This window comes from Rhodococcus oryzae (genome assembly GCF_005049235.1).
Taxonomy (GTDB): domain Bacteria; phylum Actinomycetota; class Actinomycetes; order Mycobacteriales; family Mycobacteriaceae; genus Rhodococcus_G; species Rhodococcus_G oryzae.
The window spans coordinates 1-19973 of the sequence record NZ_SUMD01000013.1 but is presented as its reverse complement, the minus strand read 5'-3'; the positions used below and the strand labels follow the sequence as shown (position 1 = coordinate 19973).

General features: G+C 69.9%; 23 protein-coding genes and 1 pseudogene. 15 read left to right on the top strand and 9 right to left on the bottom strand.

The features are described from left to right. Window positions 1-56: 56 nt before the first annotated feature. Window positions 57-917: an alpha/beta hydrolase family protein gene (locus FCG67_RS21880; RefSeq protein WP_136911737.1), complete on the top strand. Its 861-nt coding sequence runs from the start codon at window positions 57-59 to the stop codon at window positions 915-917. Here the strand turns inward: FCG67_RS21880 and FCG67_RS21875 are convergent. The 3 genes from FCG67_RS21875 to FCG67_RS21865 are packed head-to-tail and all read right to left on the bottom strand — an operon-like array spanning window position 880 to window position 3477. Continuing rightward, the gene (locus FCG67_RS21875) at window positions 880-1467 is read right to left on the bottom strand and encodes a DUF4126 domain-containing protein (protein ID WP_136911736.1); all 588 of its coding nucleotides are present in this window, start codon (window positions 1465-1467) and stop codon (window positions 880-882) included. The genes FCG67_RS21880 and FCG67_RS21875 overlap by 38 nt on opposite strands. Before the next feature lie 55 nt (window positions 1468-1522). After that, window positions 1523-3187 (bottom strand): monocarboxylate uptake permease MctP, encoded by a 1665-nt coding sequence (mctP, locus tag FCG67_RS21870; protein WP_246045217.1) that lies wholly within the window; start codon window positions 3185-3187, stop codon window positions 1523-1525. Next, a complete protein-coding gene (locus FCG67_RS21865) occupies window positions 3184-3477 on the bottom strand; it encodes a DUF3311 domain-containing protein (RefSeq protein ID WP_136911734.1) in 294 nt (97 codons plus the stop codon). Before FCG67_RS21865 ends, mctP begins: the two co-directional genes overlap by 4 nt. A gap of 195 nt (window positions 3478-3672) precedes the next feature. Between FCG67_RS21865 and FCG67_RS21860 the strand changes: the two genes are divergently transcribed. Together FCG67_RS21860 and FCG67_RS21855 are read left to right on the top strand one after the other, a co-directional pair. After that, window positions 3673-5058, top strand: coding sequence for a sigma 54-interacting transcriptional regulator (locus FCG67_RS21860; protein WP_136911829.1), 1386 nt, complete (start codon window positions 3673-3675; stop codon window positions 5056-5058). Continuing rightward, window positions 5055-7067 (top strand): vWA domain-containing protein, encoded by a 2013-nt coding sequence (locus FCG67_RS21855; protein WP_246045216.1) that lies wholly within the window; start codon window positions 5055-5057, stop codon window positions 7065-7067. The genes FCG67_RS21860 and FCG67_RS21855 overlap by 4 nt, the downstream gene beginning before the upstream one ends. 15 nt (window positions 7068-7082) lie before the next feature. On the opposite strand, the gene FCG67_RS21850 is transcribed toward FCG67_RS21855, so the two are convergent. Both FCG67_RS21850 and FCG67_RS21845 read right to left on the bottom strand, forming a co-directional pair. After that, complete coding sequence (locus tag FCG67_RS21850; RefSeq protein ID WP_136911733.1) at window positions 7083-7553, bottom strand: hypothetical protein; 471 nt, start codon at window positions 7551-7553, stop codon at window positions 7083-7085. A gap of 56 nt (window positions 7554-7609) precedes the next feature. Beyond that, window positions 7610-8536, bottom strand: coding sequence for an AEC family transporter (locus tag FCG67_RS21845; RefSeq protein WP_136911732.1), 927 nt, complete (start codon window positions 8534-8536; stop codon window positions 7610-7612). Window positions 8537-8659: 123 nt separating this feature from the next. Here FCG67_RS21845 and FCG67_RS21840 point away from each other — a divergent pair, with 123 nt between their 5' ends. Then, on the top strand, window positions 8660-9448 hold the full coding sequence (locus FCG67_RS21840) for an RsiV family protein (RefSeq protein ID WP_246045215.1): 789 nt from the start codon (window positions 8660-8662) through the stop codon (window positions 9446-9448). Between the two features lie 130 nt (window positions 9449-9578). Here the strand turns inward: FCG67_RS21840 and rpsR are convergent, their stop codons facing one another. From rpsR to rpmB, 4 genes are read right to left on the bottom strand one after another with little or no spacing between them, the layout of a single operon-like run. Continuing rightward, the gene (gene rpsR, locus FCG67_RS21835) at window positions 9579-9842 is read right to left on the bottom strand and encodes a 30S ribosomal protein S18 (RefSeq protein ID WP_027500792.1); all 264 of its coding nucleotides are present in this window, start codon (window positions 9840-9842) and stop codon (window positions 9579-9581) included. A gap of 20 nt (window positions 9843-9862) precedes the next feature. Further along, on the bottom strand, window positions 9863-10168 hold the full coding sequence (rpsN, locus tag FCG67_RS21830; protein WP_077042652.1) for a 30S ribosomal protein S14: 306 nt from the start codon (window positions 10166-10168) through the stop codon (window positions 9863-9865). Between the two features lie 2 nt (window positions 10169-10170). Beyond that, a complete protein-coding gene (gene rpmG, locus FCG67_RS21825) occupies window positions 10171-10335 on the bottom strand; it encodes a 50S ribosomal protein L33 (RefSeq protein ID WP_068056418.1) in 165 nt (54 codons plus the stop codon). Further along, on the bottom strand, window positions 10335-10571 hold the full coding sequence (gene rpmB / locus FCG67_RS21820; protein WP_136911730.1) for a 50S ribosomal protein L28: 237 nt from the start codon (window positions 10569-10571) through the stop codon (window positions 10335-10337). Before rpmB ends, rpmG begins: the two co-directional genes overlap by 1 nt. A gap of 84 nt (window positions 10572-10655) precedes the next feature. On the opposite strand from rpmB, the gene mrf reads away from it, so the two are divergent. The 11 genes and pseudogenes from mrf to FCG67_RS25465 all read left to right on the top strand — a co-directional run. Next, the gene (gene mrf / locus FCG67_RS21815; protein WP_136911729.1) at window positions 10656-11969 is read left to right on the top strand and encodes a ribosome hibernation factor-recruiting GTPase MRF; all 1314 of its coding nucleotides are present in this window, start codon (window positions 10656-10658) and stop codon (window positions 11967-11969) included. Further along, on the top strand, window positions 11966-12217 hold the full coding sequence (locus tag FCG67_RS21810; RefSeq protein ID WP_136911728.1) for a type B 50S ribosomal protein L31: 252 nt from the start codon (window positions 11966-11968) through the stop codon (window positions 12215-12217). Before mrf ends, FCG67_RS21810 begins: the two co-directional genes overlap by 4 nt. Window positions 12218-12254: 37 nt before the next feature. Beyond that, window positions 12255-12428 (top strand): 50S ribosomal protein L32, encoded by a 174-nt coding sequence (gene rpmF, locus FCG67_RS21805; protein WP_136911727.1) that lies wholly within the window; start codon window positions 12255-12257, stop codon window positions 12426-12428. Between the two features lie 69 nt (window positions 12429-12497). Further along, window positions 12498-13109 carry a trimeric intracellular cation channel family protein gene (locus FCG67_RS21800; protein WP_136911726.1) on the top strand — a complete coding sequence of 204 codons (612 nt, stop codon included), beginning with the start codon at window positions 12498-12500 and terminating at the stop codon, window positions 13107-13109. Window positions 13110-13181: 72 nt separating this feature from the next. Next, entirely contained in the window at window positions 13182-13868 is a 687-nt protein-coding gene (locus tag FCG67_RS21795) for a response regulator transcription factor (protein ID WP_097214007.1), read from the top strand. Further along, complete coding sequence (locus FCG67_RS21790) at window positions 13868-15355, top strand: HAMP domain-containing sensor histidine kinase (RefSeq protein ID WP_136911827.1); 1488 nt, start codon at window positions 13868-13870, stop codon at window positions 15353-15355. Before FCG67_RS21795 ends, FCG67_RS21790 begins: the two co-directional genes overlap by 1 nt. 106 nt (window positions 15356-15461) lie before the next feature. After that, on the top strand, window positions 15462-16865 hold the full coding sequence (locus FCG67_RS21785; RefSeq protein ID WP_136911725.1) for a S1C family serine protease: 1404 nt from the start codon (window positions 15462-15464) through the stop codon (window positions 16863-16865). Window positions 16866-16975: 110 nt separating this feature from the next. Further along, window positions 16976-17473 (top strand): MogA/MoaB family molybdenum cofactor biosynthesis protein, encoded by a 498-nt coding sequence (locus FCG67_RS21780; RefSeq protein ID WP_037176160.1) that lies wholly within the window; start codon window positions 16976-16978, stop codon window positions 17471-17473. A 623-nt stretch (window positions 17474-18096) separates the two neighbouring features. Beyond that, on the top strand, window positions 18097-18768 hold the full coding sequence (locus tag FCG67_RS21770; RefSeq protein WP_136911724.1) for an MspA family porin: 672 nt from the start codon (window positions 18097-18099) through the stop codon (window positions 18766-18768). Between the two features lie 62 nt (window positions 18769-18830). Next, window positions 18831-19508: an MspA family porin gene (locus FCG67_RS21765; protein ID WP_136911723.1), complete on the top strand. Its 678-nt coding sequence runs from the start codon at window positions 18831-18833 to the stop codon at window positions 19506-19508. Between the two features lie 295 nt (window positions 19509-19803). Beyond that, a pseudogene (locus tag FCG67_RS25465) lies at window positions 19804-19973 on the top strand (MspA family porin); the annotation flags it as partial.

Here is a 19973-nt window from a genome sequence, read left to right as displayed (position 1 = left end):
CTGTGCCGGTGCGCAACCCGCCCTCGGGCGACTATCGAAAGGGAAGGTGTTCGCGCATGCGCACTCGCACTTCCATCCTCCGCGCCTGGCTGGCCGCCGCCGTGACGGCCGCGGTCACCGCGGTGACACTGACGGCCGTCGCCGCGCCCGCTCAGGCCGAGGGCATCCCGAGCGTCGGGCGGAACTGGTCCGCGCCGGGTCCCTACACGCCGGAGGTCAGCATCGGTGCGGTGCACACGCTGTACTACCCGCAGAACATGGGGGCGCGTGGCGAGAAGCACCCCGTGGTCATCTGGGGGAACGGCACCGGGGTGCTCCCCGGCGCGTACACCCTGCTGCTGCGGCACTACGCCAGCCACGGCTTCATCGTGGTCGCCGCCAACACGCCCGCGAGCAACTTCGCGATCACCATGCGCAGCGGCATCGACCTCATCGAGAACCTCAACGCCGACCCCGTCAGCGTCTTCCACGGCAAGGTGGACCTGGACCGGGTCGGATCAGCGGGACACTCCCAGGGCGGATCGGGCGCGATCAACGCCGCCGTCGACCCCCGGGTGGACACCGTCGTGGCGATCCAGCCGGGACCGCTCAACGACGTCGATCTGATCGACGAGCCCGTGCTGTTCCTCGCCGGGCAGTTCGATGCGATCGTGTGGCCGATCCTGGTGAAGGGCATGTACAACGACGCCGACCACGTCCCGGCGGAGTACGCGGAACTGCGCGGCGCCACCCACTTCGGCACCGGCATCTCGGGCGGGGACATGCGCGCACCGTCGACGGCCTGGCTCCGGTACTGGCTGATGGACGACGCGACCGCCCGCGCCGAGTTCTTCGGTCCGAACTGCGGCTTCTGCTCGGACAGCCGCCAGTTCTCCGACTTCAAGCGGAACGGGCTGGCCGGCCAGATCCCGGGCTGAACCGGCGCGCGCCCTTCCAGGCGAACCACAGCATCAGTCCCAGCACCAGCGGGATGAGCAGCGGCAGCAGGAACGCCACCAGCACCATGCCGAACGAGACCCCGTCCTCGATCACCGACAGCGCCGGGTTCGCGAGACCGCCGGTGGTCGCGGTGCTCACGGCGCGGGTTCCGGTCTGCGCCGCGCTGAACGCCAGCGCCGTCGGCGCACCGACGATGATGCCGGCGATCACTGCGCCGGTGGGGCCGAGATCGGTGAACACCGCGCCCGCGGCGATCGCCGCCGCGATCGGTCGGGTGAAGGTGCCGAACACGCCGAGTGCGTTGTCCACCAACGGAATCAGATCCGCGAGCAGTTCGGTGGCGGTGGCGGCGGCAAGGGCGACCAACGCGCCGGTCGACCCGACCCACGCGAAGCTCTCACCGAGGGAGATGCCGAACAGTTCGAAGTGCGCGGCCGCGCTGAGCATCAACAGCGGCAGGAAGGTGCGCAGGCCGGTGGCGGCGGCCAGTCCGAGTCCGAGCAGGGCGGGCAGCAGCCAGGTCTCCATGGGCAGAGTCTAGGAGTCGACGGTGTCGGCCCGTCGGATTCCGGGCCGTTCCCCGTCACGGGCTGGGGGTGGCCTCCGTCGGGGTCGGCGGCAGCGGTGCGACCCGGGGATCGCCCGCGTCCGCGAAGTAGTCGCCCCTGATGGTCGCGTCCACCCCCTCCGGGGCCTTGACCGCCCGCATAACCAGCGTGAGCACCGCGGCGACGACGATATTGACCACGAACGCCGTCAACGCGATGTAGCCCATCTGCGCGATACCGGGGATCGAGGCGAGCGATCCGGCGAAATGCGCTGCGCTGGCGGACGAGACGTTGTACGCCGCGATCGTGCCGTACACCATGCCGACCGCCCATCCCGCGAGCAGCGCCCACCGATGGAACCAGCGGGTGTAGAGCCCGAACACGATGGCGGGGAACGTCTGCAGGATCCAGATGCCGCCAAGCAGCTGGAAGTTGATGGCGTTCTGCTTGTCGAGGGTCAGCACGAAGATCAGCGCGACGAACTTGACGAACAACGAGGTCAGCTTGCTGACCTTGGCCTCCTGCGCGGGCGTCGCGCCGGGCCTGAACCATTCGCGGTACACGTTGCGGGTGAACAGGTTCGCGGCCGCGATGGACATGATCGCCGCGGGTACCAGCGCGCCGATCGCGATCGCCGAGAACGCGACCCCGGCGAACCAGGCGGGGAAGGCGTCCTCGAACAGCTGCGGGACCACCAGCTGCGCATTGGGTTTGCCGTCCAGGCCGATCGGCTTGGTGCCCGCGGCGATCGCCACCCAGCCGAGCAGGGCGAGCAGTCCCAGCAGGAACGTGTAGGCGGGCAGGATCGCGGCGTTACGCCGAATGGTGTTGCGGGACTTCGAGGACAGGGTGGCGGTGATGGAGTGTGGGTACATGAACAGCGCCAGCGCCGAGCCGAGCGCCAGCGTTGCGTAGGCCCAGTACTGCTGGCTGTTCGGGATGAACGTCCCGGTCGGCTTGCCGGTGGCGGGATTCGGGGTGGTCATCTTCGCCTCGGCGGCGTCGAAGATGTGGCCCCAGCCGCCGTAGCGGGACGGCAGGTAGATCACCGCCACGATGATGACCAGGTAGATCAGCGTGTCCTTGACGAACGCGATGATCGCAGGCGCGCGCAGGCCCGACGAGTAGGTGTAGGCGGCCAGCACCGCGAACGCGATGAGCAGCGGCAGGTCCCTGGCGATCACATTGTCGGCGCCGCCGATGCCGATGACCTCGAGCACCGCCTGGATGCCCACCAGCTGCAGCGCGATGTACGGCATGGTCGCGAGGATGCCGGTCAGCGCCATCGCCAGCGAGAGCCAGCGGGACCCGTACCGGCCGCCGACGAAGTCCGCGGTGGTGATGTACCCGTGCCGGTGGCTCACCGACCACAATCGCGACATGAAGACGAAGATGATCGGGTACACCACGATCGCGTACGGGATCGCGAAGAAGCCGCTCACCGAGCCCAGCGCGAACATCGCGGCGGGCACCGCGATGAAGGTGTACGCGGTGTAGATGTCGCCGCCGATCAGGAACCACGTGACCCAGGTGCCGAAGCTGCGTCCGCCGAGCCCCCACTCGTCGAGGGTCTGCAGGTTCGACGCCCGGCGCCAGCGCGAGGCCAGGAATCCCATCACCGTGACGAGCGTGAAGAGGGCGATCAGGACGGCAAGCGCCACGCCGTTGACGCCGCTGTCGCTCGCGGCCAGCGTGGTCACCGGTCGGACCCGCCGTCGGTGACCTCGGGCGCGGGCCCCTCGGTCATCGGCCGGTGCGGGCGGGCCTTCAACACGATCTTGTAGGCCGACCAGGTGGCGCCTGCGCATAGGAACACCCAGAGGAACTGGTACCAGAAGAAGAACGGCACGCCGCCCAGTTCTGGGCCCGTCCTTGCGTAGGTCGAGACCCACAGGATGGCGACGATCGGGAGCAGCAGCAGAACCACGGCGAGGGCCAGCAGGCGCTTGTTCGCAGGTGGGGTGGTGTCGTGATCGTGCTCCGCAGTCATGATGGGTACTCCGCATCTCGACGCGGCGGACTGCCGAGTGCAACCCGCACCCGCGGAAAACTACCCCCAGGTGTGCCGCGGTGTCGGCGATCCGAGGTCTCGAATCGGCCACGTCGCCCCCGCCGCGGTAGATGCCGATTTGGCCACACGCGTGCCGAATTCGCCGAACGCTCGTAGCGTGAAGTGGTGACTGCCATGGCCCCCGATGGTTTTCCGCGCACGGTCGGCGAACTGCGCGCGTCCGGACACGTGCTGCGACCGGTCCGGGACGAGATGCGAGAGAACCTGCTCGCGGCGCTGCGCGACGGCCGCGAGCCGTGGCCGGGGATCGTGGGTTTCGGCGACACGGTGTTGCCGCAGCTCGAGCGAGCCCTGATCGCAGGCCACGACGTGGTGCTGCTCGGTGAGCGTGGCCAGGGCAAGACCCGGCTGCTGCGGACCTTGCCGCTGCTGCTCGACGAGTGGACCCCGGTGATCGAGGGTTCGGAGCTGGGTGAGCACCCGTACGAGCCGATCACGCCCGCCTCGATCCGCCGCGCCGCCGTCCTGGGGGACGAGCTGCCGGTGGCCTGGCGGCACCGCGACGAGCGCTACTCGGAGAAGCTCGCGACCCCGGACACCTCGGTGGCGGACCTGGTCGGCGACGTGGATCCGGTGAAGGTCGCCGAGGGCCGCAGCCTGGGCGATCCGGAGACCATCCACTTCGGGCTGGTCCCACGCGCGCACCGCGGCATCGTCGGCATCAACGAGCTGCCCGACCTGGCCGAACGGATCCAGGTCTCGCTGCTGAACGTGATGGAGGAGCGCGACATCCAGGTGCGCGGGTACACGCTGCGGCTGCCGCTGGACGTGGTCCTGGTGGCCAGCGCGAACCCGGAGGACTACACGAACCGCGGCCGCATCATCACCCCGCTCAAGGACCGCTTCGGCGCCGAGATCCGCACCCACTACCCGGCCGCGCTCGAGGACGAGATCGCGGTGATCGAGCAGGAGGCGCACCTGCGCGCCGAGGTGCCCGACCACCTCCTGGAGATCCTGGCCCGGTTCACCCGGCTGCTGCGCGAGTCCACCTCGGTGGACCAGCGTTCGGGGGTGTCCGCCCGGTTCGCGGTGGCCGGGGCCGAGACCGTCAGCGCGGCCGCCGTGCACCGCGGGGCGGTGCTCGGTGAGTCCGATCCGGTGGCACGGCCGGTCGATCTCGGCACGGTCATCGAGGTGCTGCGCGGCAAGGTGGAGTTCGAGTCCGGCGAGGAGGGGCGCGAGTTGGACGTGCTCGAACACCTGCTGCGCCGGGCGACCGCGGACACGGTGCGCGAGCGGCTCGGCGGCGTGGACCTGGCGCCCCTGGTGGCGGCGGTGGAGGCGGGCGGACCCGTCGTCACCGGCGACCGTGTGACCGCGAAGGACCTGCTCGGCGAGCTGCCCGAGATCGACGTGCTGGACGAGGTGGCCGCGCGCTTCGGCGCCGAGAGCACGGGGGCGCGGGCGTCCGCGGTGGAGCTGGCGTTGGAGGGGCTGTACCTGGCCCGGCGCATCGCGAAGTTCCCCGACGACGACGGACAGCTGGTGTACAGCGGATGACCGAGCCGCCGCGGCCGGGTTCCCGGCGTCCCCGGTCCGGGGGTCGGGGTGATCCGCACCGGGCGCGGTACGGGCCGTACCAGGGTGGACCGGACCCGCTGCTCCCGCCCGTGGACCTCCGGGAGGCGCTGGAGGCGATCGGCAACGACGTGCTCGAGGGCTCCTCGCCCCGACGGGCGCTGCGGGAGCTGATGCGCCGCGGCACCGCGGACACCCGCGGGCTCGACGATCTCGCCGCTCGGGCGAATCGGCGCAGGCGAGAGCTGTTGGAGCGCAATCATCTCGGTGGCACCCTCGACGAGGTCCGTGAGCTGTTGGAGCGGGCGCTGCTCGCCGAGCGCAAGGAGCTGGCGCGCGCGTTGGACGACGACGCTCGGTTCTCCGAGTTGCAGCTCGACGAGCTGCCGTCGTCGACGGCCCAGGCCGTCCGGGACCTGTCGGAGTACCGCTGGCGCGACGCGTCGGCCCGCGAGGACTACGAGAAGATCCGCGAGCTGCTCGGACGAGAGCTGCTCGATCAGCGGTTCGCGGGGATGAAGGAGGCCCTCGCCGGCGCGACCGATGAGGATCGCGCCGGCATCGACGCGATGCTCCGCGACCTGAACGACCTGCTGGACAAGCACTCTCGCGGTGAGGACACCCAGTCCGACTTCGACGAGTTCATGGCGACGCACGGCGACTACTTCCCGGAGAACCCGCGTAACACCGAGGAGCTGCTCGATTCGCTGGCCCGGCGGGCCGCGGCCGCGCAGCGGCTGCGCAACTCGCTCACCACGGAGCAGCGCGCCGAGCTGGACGCGCTGGCGCAGCAGGCGTTCGGCAGCCCAAGCCTGATCGATCAGCTGGACCGCCTGGACGCGAACCTGCGGGCGGCGCGTCCAGGCGAGGACTGGGACGGTACCCAGCGCTTTCGGGGCGACGACGGCATGGGCCTCGGGGAGGGGACGGGGGCCCTTGCGGACATCGCCGAGCTGGAGCAGCTCGCCGAGCAGCTCTCGCAGCAGTACGCGGGCGCGCAGCTCGACGACATCGACCCCGAGGCCCTGGCCCGACAGCTCGGTGACGGCGCGGCGGCCGACGCCCGCACGCTGGCCGAGCTGGAGCGGGCGCTGCAGCGGCAGGGCTTCCTCGCCCGCGGGGCGGACGGCCAGTGGCGGCTCTCCCCGAAGGCCATGCGCCGGCTCGGGCAGTCGGCGTTCCGGGATGTGGCGCAGCGACTCTCGGGTCGGAGCGGCGAGCGCGACACCCAGCGGGCAGGCGCGACGGGGGAGCCGACGGGCGCCAGCAGGGGCTGGGAGTTCGGTGACACCGAACCGTGGGACGTGACCCGGACGGTGACGAACGCGGTGCTCCGGGCCGCGCAGCAGGGGAATCCGCTGACGTCGGATCGTATTCAGCTGCAGGTCTCGGACGTCGAGGTCGCCGAGACCGAGCAGCGCGTGCACGCCGCGGTCGCGCTGCTCGTCGACACCTCGTTCTCGATGGTGATGGACGGCAGGTGGGTGCCGATGAAGCGCACGGCCCTTGCGCTGAACCACCTGATCACCACGCGCTTTCGCGGCGACGACCTCCAGCTGATCGCGTTCGGCCGACTGGCGCAGCAGCTCACCCCGGCCGAGCTGGCGGGGCTCGACGGCGCCTGGGACCAGGGCACCAACCTCCACCACGCGTTGTTGCTCGCGGGCAGGCACCTGCGGCGCAATCCGAACGCGCAACCGGTCGTCCTCATCGTCACGGATGGGGAACCGACGGCACACCTGGAACCGGACGGGCACGCCTTCTTCGACTATCCACCACACCCGAAGACGTTGGGGCTCACCGTCCGCGAGTTCGACAACCTCGCGCGGCTCGGCGCTGCGGTGACGATATTCCGGCTCGGCGACGACCCGGGGCTGGCCAGGGTGGTCGACAAGATGGCGCAGCGGGTCGGCGGCCGGGTGGTGGCGCCGGACCTGGACGGGCTCGGTGCGGCCGTGGTCAGCGACTACATGCGCCTGCGTCGGCGCTGATCGGGTCGGTTGGCGCTAGTCACTGATCACCTGTCGGTTGCCGAGGGGCGCGGCGAGCTGCACCTCGAGGGTGGCCTGCACCGCGATCATGACGCAGAGCCGGTCCACCGCGTCCGCCCTGGTGCCGGTGCGCAACGCGATGGTGACGCTGGAGGCGGACTCGGTGACGGTGGCATCGGCGCCGTAGCACTCGGGGGCCCCGGCGGTGAAGTGCACGGCCACGCGGTCGCCTGCCTCGCCCACCACGGTGTAGGACTCGAAGGGGGCGGGGTGCGCATCGACGATGGTGGGGTCGGCCGTGAACACCATGCCGGGCTTGGCGTTGGGGTCGTTCACCGGCGGCGGCGCCGGGCTCGTCACATCGACGATCGGTGCCTGCGTGGTCACCGCGGGCGAGCTCGGGGCGGTTTCCGGGTCCGAGGAGTCGCCGCCGGCGCAGCCGGCAAGCGCCAGGCTCAGCAGGGCCGCGACGACGAGGGTGCGCATGACCTCACCGTAACGCGCGCGGCGCGGTGGGCGGCCCTCCCCGAAAGTTCGGCGGGTCAGGCCAGCGCCCAGGCGACGAGTGCGATGGCGGGGATCGAGGCCAGAGTGGTGACCAGGGCGGTGTCGCGGGCGAGCACCGTGCCGCGCTGGTAGCGGCTTGCGTACACGAACACGTTCTGCGCGGTCGGCAGCGCGGAGACGACAACCACGGCGAACAGGTCGTGGCCGTCGAGGCCGAGCAGGAAGCGGGCCATCAGGTAGGCCAGCACCGGCTGGACCAGGATCTTGAGCACCGAGGCGAGCGCGATCTCGCGGCGAGGGCTGACGCCGCGCTGCAGCACGCGGACCCCGTACAGCGACAACCCGAAGGCCAGCAGCGCCCCCGGCACCGAGGCCCCGCCGATGATCCGGAACGGCTGGATCAGCGATTCCGGCAGCGTCCACCCGGCGATGGCGACCACGAGTCCGGCGATCCCGGCGACCACGATGGGGTTGAGGAACGGGGTGATGAGGGTGTCGCGGATCGAGGTGCCCTTGCGGGTGGTCGCCAGGTCGAGCGCGGTCAGCGCGATCGGGGAGTACACCACGATCTGGAACAGCAGCAGCGGCGCCACGAACGACGCGTCGCCGAGCACGAACACCGAGATCGGGATGCCGAGGTTGGCCGAGTTCACGTAGGAGGCGGCCAGCGCCCCGATCGTGGATTCGGGCAGGGGCCTGCGCAGCCAGCCGAGCGCGATGGCCAGGTACACGCCGCCGACCGCGAAGGCCGTGGCCGCGGCCACCGCGAGGGTGGGGGAGAAGACCGTCGCCAGGTCGGCGGTGGCGAGGGTGTCGAAGAGCAGCGCCGGGGTTGCGACGAAGAACACCAACCGCCCGAGCACGAATTCGCCGTGCTCGCCGAGCACCCGTGTCCGGCCGAGGATGTAGCCGATGGCTATGACGACGAAGATGACCGTGAAGCCCGCGAACACACCTGACACCCCGCGGACCTCCTCATAGAACCCGCAAGAGTCTAGTCGTCCGCCACGCGGGGAACCCCGGTGCGCCTCGCGGGACAGGCGCGGGGCGCATCATGGATCCACCCCGTCGAGAGGATGCACCCCATGCGAGCGTCCCGTGTCCTGCACCGAGGAGCCGTGGCGCTCGTGCTCCTGGCCGGCCTGGCCGCCTGTTCCTCGGGCGGCGGTGGGACGGCGGTGCCCGAGCCGTCGGCGATGCAGTCGTCCTCCCCGGCTGCGACATCGGAGGTGACGCCATCCACGGCCGACGATCCGCAGGCCGCCGGGCCATACATCGCGACCACCATCCGGTCGACCGGCGACACCGGGCGCGTTCGCTACGACGTCACGCTGCCGCGGATCGAAGGCGGCAATCCCGCGGTCGCCGCCGAGTTCAACGAATCGGTCGCGGCGGCGTTGCAAGACCAGATCGACGGCCCCGGCGATGAACGGTTCACGTTGGAGGGTCGGGAGGCGTTCGCTCGGATCGGGGACAGTGTGGTCAGCGGCCTGCTGGTGACCTCGTGGAATGCCAACCCGCCCGGGGCCCACCCCACCCCGCTGGTGGCCACGGTGGTCGTGGGCGTCGGCGATGCCCAGCCGATCACGCTTGCGGCGCTGTTTCCCGATCTGCAGGCCGGGCTGAACCGGCTCTCCGAGGAGTCCGCGCGGTTGCTGCCTGCCACCGCGGCAGGCGAGGAATTCGAGCGCGAGGGGATCGCGCCCACCGAGCTCAACTTCGCGAACTGGCTGCCGACGCCCGCCGGGATGGAGATCCACTTCTCGGACTATCAGGTGGGCCCGCACGCGATCGGGCTGGTGGTGATCACCGTGCCGTGGGACCGGCTGGCCGATGTCGTCGATCCCGAGTTGCTCGACGTGGTTCGCAGCTGACGGCCGAGTGTGCAGTTGTCGGGGCACATGCCGAGAGGGAGCGTGGGTAGCTGCACACTCGGCGCGGCGCCCGGGAACGCAGAAGGCCGCGCAGTCCTTGCGGACTGCGCGGCCTCGGCTTCTGCGCTGACTACCGGCTGGTGCTGGTGAACGGCAGCAGGGCCATCTCGCGGGCGTTCTTCACCGCGACGGCAACCTGACGCTGCTGCTGCGGGGTCAGGCCCGTGACGCGACGGCTGCGGATCTTGCCGCGGTCGGAGATGAACGTGCGGAGCAGGTTCACGTCCTTGTAGTCGACGTGCGTGATCTTCGCCGCGAAAAGCGGGTTCTTCTTGGGCTTGCGGCCCGCGTCAGCGCCGCGCGGCTTCTTGGACGGGGCTCTCTTGACTGCCATTGCTTCCCTTACGGCTCGAATTACCAGCTGGACTTGCGGACGCCTGGCAGTTCCCCACGATGGGCCATCTCGCGCACACGCACACGAGACAGGCCGAATTTCCGTAGGTGACCTCGCGGACGTCCGTCCGCAGCGTCACGATTTCGCAATCGTACCGGACTCGCATCGCGCGGCAGACGCTGCAGGGCGGTGCGGGCGCTCGCACGCTCCTCGTCGCTGCTCGACGGTCGCCGGATGATCTCCTTCAGTTCGGCCCGGCGCTCGGCGAACCGGGCGACCACGAGCTTGCGTTGCTCGTTCTTGGCGATCTTGGACTTCTTGGCCATGCCTAGCGCTCTTCCCTGAAATCGACGTGCCTGCGGACCACCGGGTCGTACTTGCGGAGCACCATCCGGTCCGGGTCGTTGCGGCGGTTCTTGCGGGTGACGTACGTGTACCCGGTGCCCGCGGTGGACCTGAGCTTCACGATCGGACGGATCTCGTTGCGCGCCATCAGACCTTGTCTCCCCGTGCGCGGATCCGGGCCACGACGGCCTCGATGCCGTCCCGGTCGATGGTCTTGATGCCCTTCGCGGAGACGGTCAGCGTGACGCGTCGGCCCTCGCCGGGCAGGTAGTAGGTCTTCTTCTGGATGTTCGGGTCCCAGCGGCGGTTGGTCCGCGTGTGGGAGTGGGACACGGATTTACCGAATCCCGGTTTGCGTCCGGTCACCTGGCAGTGCGCCGACATGGTGTTCCTCCTGCGCCCTCTCACGTAGAGATGACAATCATTTTCGACAACAGCGTGAGTTCACTGTAGCGTTGGCGTCGGCTAATGACAATCGTTATCGAAAGAGGTGTTGAGGTGAGTGATCGGCGGACGCCGCTGGTTCTGGTGTCGGGGTGGACGGACGCCGTCGACGCCACCGCGCGGGCCCTGCTGGGCGACGGGACCGTGCTGGTGCATCACGACCTCGGGCACCTGCGGGAGGGCGTCCTGCGCCGCACGGTCACCGGGACCGACGGCATCGTTCGGACCCACATCCTCGAGCTCGCCCACGGCTGCGTCTCCTGCACGCTCCGCGAGGACCTGCTTCCCCTTCTGCGTCGCCTGCACGCCCGCAGCTCGGTCCGACGGATCGTGCTGCACCTGGACCGGGCGCTCGAACCCGAGGCGCTGTGCTGGGCGATCGAGCACGTCGCGGTCGCGGGCGTGGTCGGGCAGATCGACGGTCCGGCCTCGCGCGACGTGCGCGTAGAGGCCGTCGTCACCTGCATCGACGCCGCGACCTGGCTCGACGACGCGACCGGCGACGACGGGCTGGAGGACCGGGGACTGACGGCGGGCGGCGACGACGAGCGCACGGTCGCGCAGCTGGTCGTCGGGCAGGTGGACTACGCCGACGCCCTCGTGGTCTCCGGTCGCGCGGCGGACGGCTGGGCGCAGGCGAAGCTGCACGCCGTGCTGACCCGGCTCGCGCCGTCGGCGCCGATCGACTGGGTGGCCGAGGGCGGCGCGGTCGAGGCCGAGCGGCTGCTCGCACGGATTCCCGCGGGCGCCAGGCGAGGCGAGGTGGGCGACGCGCATTCGGCCCTGCTGCGTGGGCAGCCGCCGCTCGACGAGGACTGTGGCGTCGCGATCATCGAGTTCACCGCCGATCGTCCCTTCCATCCGGAGCGCCTGCACGAGGCCGTCGACGCGCTGCTCGACGGCGTGGTCACCGCGCGCGGCCGGCTGTGGTTGGCCACCCAGCCCGAGCACGTGTGCTGGCTCGAATCCGCGGGCGGCGGGCTGCAGGTCGCGGCCGCCGGGCGCTGGCTCGCGGCCATGACCGCGGAGGAGCAGGAGTCGGTCCCGACGGCGCGCCGCGCCATGGCGGCGCTGCGCTGGGACGAGCGGTACGGCGACCGCGACACCTCGCTGATCGTGCTCGTGCACGCCGCGGATCCGGACCACATCGACCGGGCCATGCGGTGGGCCCTTGTCACCGACGAGGAGTTGCGGAACGAGTCCGACTGGGCGGGCTGGCCGGACCCGTTCGGGGAATGGCACGAGGACCCCTGCGAGGACGGGGGCGCCGACGGCGGGCCAGGACCGCAGGCAATCGACTCGCTACCCGGCGAGACCAACAGAGAGGATCGCGCATGAAGAACGGCATCCACCCCGACTACCACCCGGTGGTGTTCCAGGACTCGTCCACGGGGTCGACGTTCCTGACCAGGTCCACCGTCGTCAGCGACCGGAGCATCGACTGGGAGGACGGCAACCGCTACCCCCTCGTCGTGGTCGACGTGACCAACGAGTCGCACCCGTTCTGGACCGGGGCCGCCCGGTTGATGGACACCGCGGGCCGCGTCGAGAAGTTCGAGCGCCGATACGGCAAGCGCGCGCGCTGACGGCCTCACCCGACACAACAGAAGGAGAGAACAGGAAATGGCAGTCCCGAAGCGACGCATGTCACGCTCGAACACCCGCAGCCGCCGAGCCCAGTGGAAGGCCACCGCGCCGGACCTGGTCGAGGTGACCGTCGGCGGGGTGACCCACCGGGTGCCGCGGCGACTGGTCCGCGCGGTGCGGCTCGGGATCTACGAACCCGGCGCCCGCTGACCCGATGGCCGCCGGCCGGTCCCGGACCGGCTGACGGCTGACCGCCCGCGGCCGTGGCACCCTGGACCGGTGCTGCTCAAGGTGCTGGAGTTGGTCGGCGTCGTGGCGTTCGCCGCCTCCGGCGCCCTCGTCGGCGTCAGCAAGCGCCTCGACATCTTCGGGGTCTGTCTGCTCGGGGTGTTCACCGCCATCGGCGGCGGTGTCATCCGCGACGTGCTCCTCGGCATCCACCCGCCGACCGCGCTGAACACCTGGCCGACGTTCACCACCGCGTTGGTCACCTCCGTGATCGTGTTCTTCCTGCACCCGGCGGTGTCGAAGCTGCGCCGCGAGATCCTGGTGCTCGACGCCATCGGCATGGGGCTGTTCGCCAGCAGCGGCGCGGTCATCGCGCTGGCCGCGGGCGCCAGCAACCAGGCCGCGTGCCTGATCGGGGCGACCACCGCGATCGGCGGCGGCGTGCTGCGCGACATGCTCGTCAACGAGATGCCGCTGCTGCTGCACCGCGACCTGTACGCGGTGCCCGCGCTGATCGGGTCCACGGTCACGGTGGCGTGCCTGGAGTTCGGGCTCACGCCGAATCTCGGGCTCGTGGTGGGCACGGTGTCGGCCTCGACGGTGCGGCTGCTCGCGCTGTGGCGGCACTGGAACCTGCCCGGCCCCCGGGTGTCCGAGAGCTGAGGGGTCACAATTGACCGTCGCCGCTCAGACCCCTCTCAGCGTGATCTCAGTTCGTGGGGTCAAACTGTGACCATGCGCATCCTGGTGGTCGACGACGACCGTGCCGTGCGGGAATCCCTCCGCCGATCCCTGACCTTCAACAGCTACACCGTCGACCTCGCCGTCGACGGCGTCGACGCGCTCGAGAAGGTCGCGGCGGCGCGACCCGACGCGCTGGTGCTGGACGTGATGATGCCGCGCCTCGACGGACTCGAGGTGTGCAGGCGGCTGCGCAGCACGGGTGACGACCTACCGATCCTCGTTCTGACGGCGCGGGACTCGGTGTCGGAGCGCGTCGCGGGCCTCGACGCGGGGGCAGACGACTACCTGCCCAAGCCATTCGCGCTCGAGGAGTTGCTCGCCCGGCTGCGCGCGCTGCTGCGCCGCGCCACGCCCGACGTGGGGGCCGAATCGGAGGCGATGACCTTCGAGGACCTCACCCTCGACCCGGTCACCCGCGAGGTCACCAGGGCGGGCCGCTCGATCAGCCTCACCCGCACCGAGTTCTCACTGCTCGAGATGCTGATGGCGAATCCGCGCCGGGTGCTCACCCGCAGCCGCATCCTCGAGGAGGTATGGGGATACGACTTCCCGACCTCGGGCAACGCACTGGAGGTGTATGTGGGCTATCTGCGGCGAAAGACCGAGGCGGAGGGGGAATCCCGCCTCATCCACACCGTGCGCGGTGTGGGCTACGTGCTCCGGGAGACACCCCCGTGATGGTTGCCCCCTTCGGTCGGAACGGCACCGCCACGAACGGCACCGGCGTCAACGGTGAGCAGGCACCGATGCCCGAGATGCGGCCACCGATGCCGCTGACGCGGTCGGTGTCGCTGCGCTGGCGCGTCACCCTGCTCGCGGCCTCGGTGGTGGCGATCGCGGTGGCGGTCATGGCCATCGCCGCGTACGCGGTGGTCTCCCGCGCGCTCTACGCCGAGGTCGACTCGCAGCTGCGTACCCGCTCGGCCACCCTCATCGACAACAACCTCGACGCGATGGACTTCCGGTACATCTCGCTGGCCACCTTCTACTCCGACGACATCAGCGTCGCGCTGATCTTCCCGGACCAGAACGTGTACATGCCGCCCGGCTCCAACGCGCCGATCGGCAACGCCGAGATGTCGGTGGCCAAGGGCGAACACGACAGCTCGCTGCGCACCGTCGACGGCCAGCGCGTGCTCACCCAGCGGACGAATCTCGGCAGCACCCTGGTGATCGCGCAACGCCTTGCCACGACGGGGGAGGTGCTCGATCGGCTCGCGTGGGTGCTGTTCACCGTCGGCGGTTGCGGAGTCGGGCTCGCCGCCCTGGCCGGAATGGCAGTGGGACGAACCGGGTTACGACCGATCGCGCGTCTCACCGCGGCCGCCGAGCGGGTCGCCAAAACCGACGACCTCACCCCGATCCCGGTCACCGGCAACGACGAGTTGGCGCGGCTGACCGTGTCGTTCAACACGATGTTGCGGGCGCTAGCCGAGTCGCGAGACCGGCAGAGCCGGCTGGTCGCGGACGCGGGCCACGAACTGCGCACGCCGCTGACCTCGCTCCGCACCAACATGGAATTGCTCATCGCCTCGGGACGACCTGGGGCGCCGCAGATTCCGGACGAGGACATGGCGGAACTGCGCGAGGACGTGGTCGCACAGATCGAGGAGCTCTCCACCCTTGTGGGCGACCTCGTCGATCTGGCCCGGGAGGATGCGCCCGAGACCGTGCACGAGCGGATCGATCTCAGCGACACCGTGGAACGCTCGCTCGAGCGGGTTCGTAGGCGGCGCAACGAGGTCGACTTCGAGGCGCACACGATCCCGTGGTTCGTCTACGGCGACGGCGCAGGCCTCGCGCGGGCGGTGCTGAACGTGCTCGACAACGCGGCCAAGTGGAGTCCGCCCGGCCAGGCAGTCCAGGTCCGGATGCAGCAGCTCGACGGCGGCCACCTCGCGTTGACCGTCGCCGACGCGGGCCCCGGCATCCCGGAGGAGGATCGACAGCTGGTGTTCGAGCGGTTCCACCGGTCGACCGCCGCCCGTTCGATGCCCGGATCAGGGCTGGGGCTGGCCATCGTCCGGCAGGTCGTGGTCAAGCACGGCGGCACCGTCGAGGCGGGCCGGTCCGAGCTCGGGGGCGCGCTCATCACGATCGTGCTGCCGGGCGAGGCCGAGTTCGTGCCGGGCGCACAGGCGAGCGGAAGGGTCTCGGCAAACTGACAGCCTGATCTCAGCGCCCTCTCAGACCGCTCGGGCAGAGTCGTGAGTAACGAGATCGAACACAGTGCGCCGAGGGCGCGCAGGGGAGAAACGGATACCAAACGCGATGACCGACGACCGCAGCAGTCAGCCGAACCAGCCGCAGCCGGGCCATGAGCCGGCGCAGCCCAGCCACCAGTCGACCCCCCCGACCGTCGGAATGCCGCAGGCAGGCCACGAGCAGGCGTCGGCCGAGCCGACCGCGGCGTACCCGCAGTACCAGCAGCCCTACCAGCAGCAGGGGTACGCGCAGGCACCGTACGGCGCGTACCGGCCGACCGAGCAGTACCCGACCGCGGGGGCAGGCGCCGCCGCCCCGACCGCGGACGCGGCCACCGCACTGGGTGCGTCCACGGCCACCAAGCCCCGGCCCTCCCGCGTCGCCCTCGCCACCGGCGCGATCGCGCTGGCCCTGGTCAGCGGCGGCATCGGCGGGATCGCGGGCGCCTGGGCCGCGGGCGACAGCTCCGGGCCGGTCACGAACTCGCTGAACGCCCCGCAGGCCAACGCCAAGCCGGCGGCGAACGCGCCCGCGGGCTCCGTACAGGCGGTGGCGCAGAAGGTGCTGCCGAGCGTGGTGCAGATCCAGGTCGCGGGCAGGCAGGCCGAGGGCGAGGGCTCGGGCGTCATCCTGTCCTCGGACGGGCTGATCCTGACCAACAATCACGTCGCGGCGGGCGCGGGCCCGGACGGCAAGATCATGGTCGCGTTCTCCGACGGATCCACCGCCTCGGCCAAGCTGGTCGGCACGGACCCGATGTCGGACCTCGCGGTGATCAAGGTCGACGGCAAGAACGACCTGACCCCGATCGAACTGGGCAGCTCCGCCGACCTCCAGGTGGGTCAGGGCGTCGTGGCGATCGGCTCGCCACTCGGTTTGGCCGGCACCGTCACCAGCGGCATCATCTCCTCGCTGAACCGGCCGGTGTCCACCAGCGGGGAAGCGGCGAACCAGAGCACCGTCATCGACGCCATCCAGACCGACGCGGCGATCAACCCCGGCAACTCGGGTGGGGCGCTCGTCGACATGGAGGGCAGGCTGATCGGCATCAACACGGCGATCGCCACCCTCGGCGGCGCCCAGGCGGGCGGCCAGCAGGGCGGGTCGATCGGCCTCGGATTCGCGATCCCGGTCGACCAGGCCCGGCGCATCGCCGACGAGCTGAGCAAGACCGGCAAGGCCTCGCAGGCGATCATCGGCGTCACGGTTCCCTCCAAGGACGATTCGCACGGGGCAGGCGTCAAGGACGTCTCGCCCGGTGGCCCCGCCGAGCAGGCCGGGATCCCCGGGGGCGCGGTGATCACCCGGGTCGACGATCGCGTCATCGACAGCGGTGACGCCCTGATCGCGGCGGTCCGCTCGCACGCGCCGGGAGACAAGGTGAAGATCACCTACACCGACGCCAAGGGACTCGGCGAGAAGACCGTCGAGGTCACCCTCGGCACCGCGCCGACGCAGGGCGGTCGCTGATGTACCCGACGAACGGCCGTGCCGACAGGCACGGCCGTTCGTCCGTCGCGGTTCGGCGGATTCACGGGCGGTCGGGGCCTGCCGTGGTGCCGGGCACTACCGTAGGAGTCATGGACATCGAAGCCACACTTGCCGGGCGGGCCCTCGTCGTGATCGTCGACGACCGCGCTGCCCACGGTGCAGAGGTCGACGCGATCGGACCGCTGGTCACGGAACTGCTCGGAGAGGCGGGCTTCCTCGTCGACGCGACCGTCGCGGTGTCGGCGGACGAGGTGGAGATCCGTAACGCACTCAACACCGCGGTGATCGGTGGTGTGGACCTCGTCATCTCCGTTGGCGGAACCGGGGTCTCGCCCCGCGACGTCACCCCGGACGCAACCGCGGCGGTGCTCGACCGCGAGATCCCGGGGATCAGCGAGGCGCTGCGCTCGTCGGGCCTTGCGGCGGGAGCGCTCGACGCCGGGCTGTCCAGGGGACTCGTCGGTGTCTCCGGCAGTACCCTTGTGGTGAACCTGGCATCGTCCCGAGCGGCCATTCGCGACGGGATGGCCACACTCAGCCCGCTCGCCGGTCACGTGATCGGCGAGCTCTCCGGGATAGAGGACTAGTCATCGCCGACCGCGCCGAGAACGCGCCCAGCCGGGACCCGATCGATCGGGCCCGGCTGGCGCGCGTTTTCGGCGATGTCCTGCCCGAGACCACCCGGGATGAACGTTCCGACGGCTCGGCCGATGAGTCCTCGTCGGCCGACGATTGGCTGCGGCGACAGGTTCCCCCGCACCACGGCTGATCCCGTTTTGTCCGATTGCGAAAATCGGCCGAGGAAGCCGCGACATTGACGGTGATGAAACGCCGGGTGAACTCCTTCCCCCGCGAAATTGTCAACCCTTCCGTCGCATGTTTCTCTGAATGGCGAAACACAACCTTGACGAAGTGGTGCGGCTCACCCGGTTCTCCGGTTCTCCAAACGTTGCCATGCTGGTCAGGCGTGGTTAATCTCCTCCGCGAGTCAGTACAGGAACAGGGCCGGCGGAGCTCAGAAATGCGCGTCTGCCGGGAGCTTTTCCCTCGAATTCGGGGGAAATATCTCCGGCGAATCTCAGCCCCGCATTGATCACCTCGAGTTCACCTCGCGGTCACCATTGTTGGCAATACTTCGCCGGGCCGTATGGACCACTCATCAGCCTCGGCGGTCGAGGTTGAGAAGTAGCAGAACCTTTGAGGGGAACGAATGAGCGAGAACCGCAAGTCCGGCCTGCGCCGTGGCGCCCGCATCGCAGGCGCAGGCGCCGCCGCGGCGGTGGCGATCGGCCTGATGTCGACCGGTGCGGCGCAGGCCGACACCCTGGTGCCGCTGCCCGACGGGCAGAAGGCCGGACCGGGAGCGGTCGTCTCCCGCACCGGCGAGAGCGCCCTGATCTCCCCGTCGCTGGCCGCCAATGGTGCCGGCCGCACCGCGTGGGTCTCGGGCACGGTCACCGCGGACGTCAAGGGCATCACCAAGGAAGGCGAGGTGGGGCCGTTCAACGGTGCCACCAACGACAAGGGCACCAACAACTCGTCCACGCACGGGGTCTCGCGGATCAGCACCGGCTACATCGTCGGTTGCCAGGTCGACATCACCGGCCTCGGCGGCTCCATCGGCGCAGGCATCGACCTCTCGGGACCGTCGGTCTCCGGTTCGCTGACCGTCCCGGTCTCCGCCGGCCAGGTCAAGTTCGTCGGTGTCGCGGGCAAGGACATCAAGAAGAACGGCAAGTACTCGGTCCAGTACCAGGACACCCAGCTCGAGATCCAGAACTGCGGCGGGTTCGCCCAGGCCCGTTCCTACACGGTGGTCGAGATCGTCGGCGACAACTACTCCAAGACCACCCTGTACGGCCAGCCGTTCAGCATCGGCTGACCTGATCTTCTTTGCCCACACACTTTCTCGCATTCGCGAACCCAGACCCTCAGAGGGGAACAATGAACGCCAGTAAGAACGGCCTGCGCCGCGGGCTGCAGACCGCAGCCGTCGGTGCCACCGCCGCGATCGCCCTCGGCTTCCTGTCCGCAGGCGCGGCGAACGCCGACACCTTGGTCCCGCTGCCCGACGGCTCGATCACCGAGACCCTCGTCGACGGCACCGTCGTCACCATCACGCGCACCGGCGAGACCGCCAACATCTCCCCGTCGTTGGGCTCGACCCCGCTGCACCGCAACGTGTGGGTCTCCGGCTCCACCAAGGTCGAACTGTCCGGCGCCAACGCCGACGGCGGCAAGATCGAGCCCGGCTACGTGGTGGCCTGCCAGCTGACCCTCGGCGGCAAGGGCGGCGCCGACACCGGCATGTCCTCCAACTGGGAGGGCGAGAGCGTCAAGCAGACCGCCAAGAGCGCGGGCAACCTGTCCATCGCTCCCGGCCAGGCCAAGAACGTCAAGCTGCTCGACCTGGAGAAGGCCGACGACTTCGGTGGCGAGTCGCATTCCGGCGCCAACAGCTTCAAGGGCAAGAGCGGCAGCGTCACCTGGGCCGACTCCACCCTCGGCGTCGAAGGCTGCGCCGGCTACGCGCAGGCCCGCTCCTACGTGAAGGTCACCGCCAACACCAAGAACGTCAGCAGCACCATCACCCTGTGGGGACAGCCGTTCAGCCTCGGCTGATCTCAGGCCCGAAGAACCATCGGTGAGATGAATCACAAAACAGTCAAGGCCCAATCACGAACAGGATGAGACCCAATCACGCTCGTGTGATCGGCCGGCAGAAGCCGGGGACGAAACGGACATTTCCGTCGTCCCCGGCTTTTTGCTGTTACCTGGGTCACCCCCTCAGTTAATGATGTGTAAAAGTGAGGTTTCCGATCTATTCGTGGGGGGTTCAACCATTTAGCTTTGCGGGGCAACCGTGCTCACCGCCTGGTCAGGCGAGAGGTGAGCGCTAGACCTGTGAGGGGATTCAATGAGCGAGATCCGTAAGCGCGGCATCCGTATTGCCGGTGTCGGTGCGGCCGCGGCCGTGGCGATCGGCCTGATGTCGACCGGTGCGGCGCATGCCGACACCTTCGTGCCGCTGCCGGACGGGCAGAAGGCCGGGCCGGGTGCGGTCGTCTCCCGCACCGGTGAGAGTGT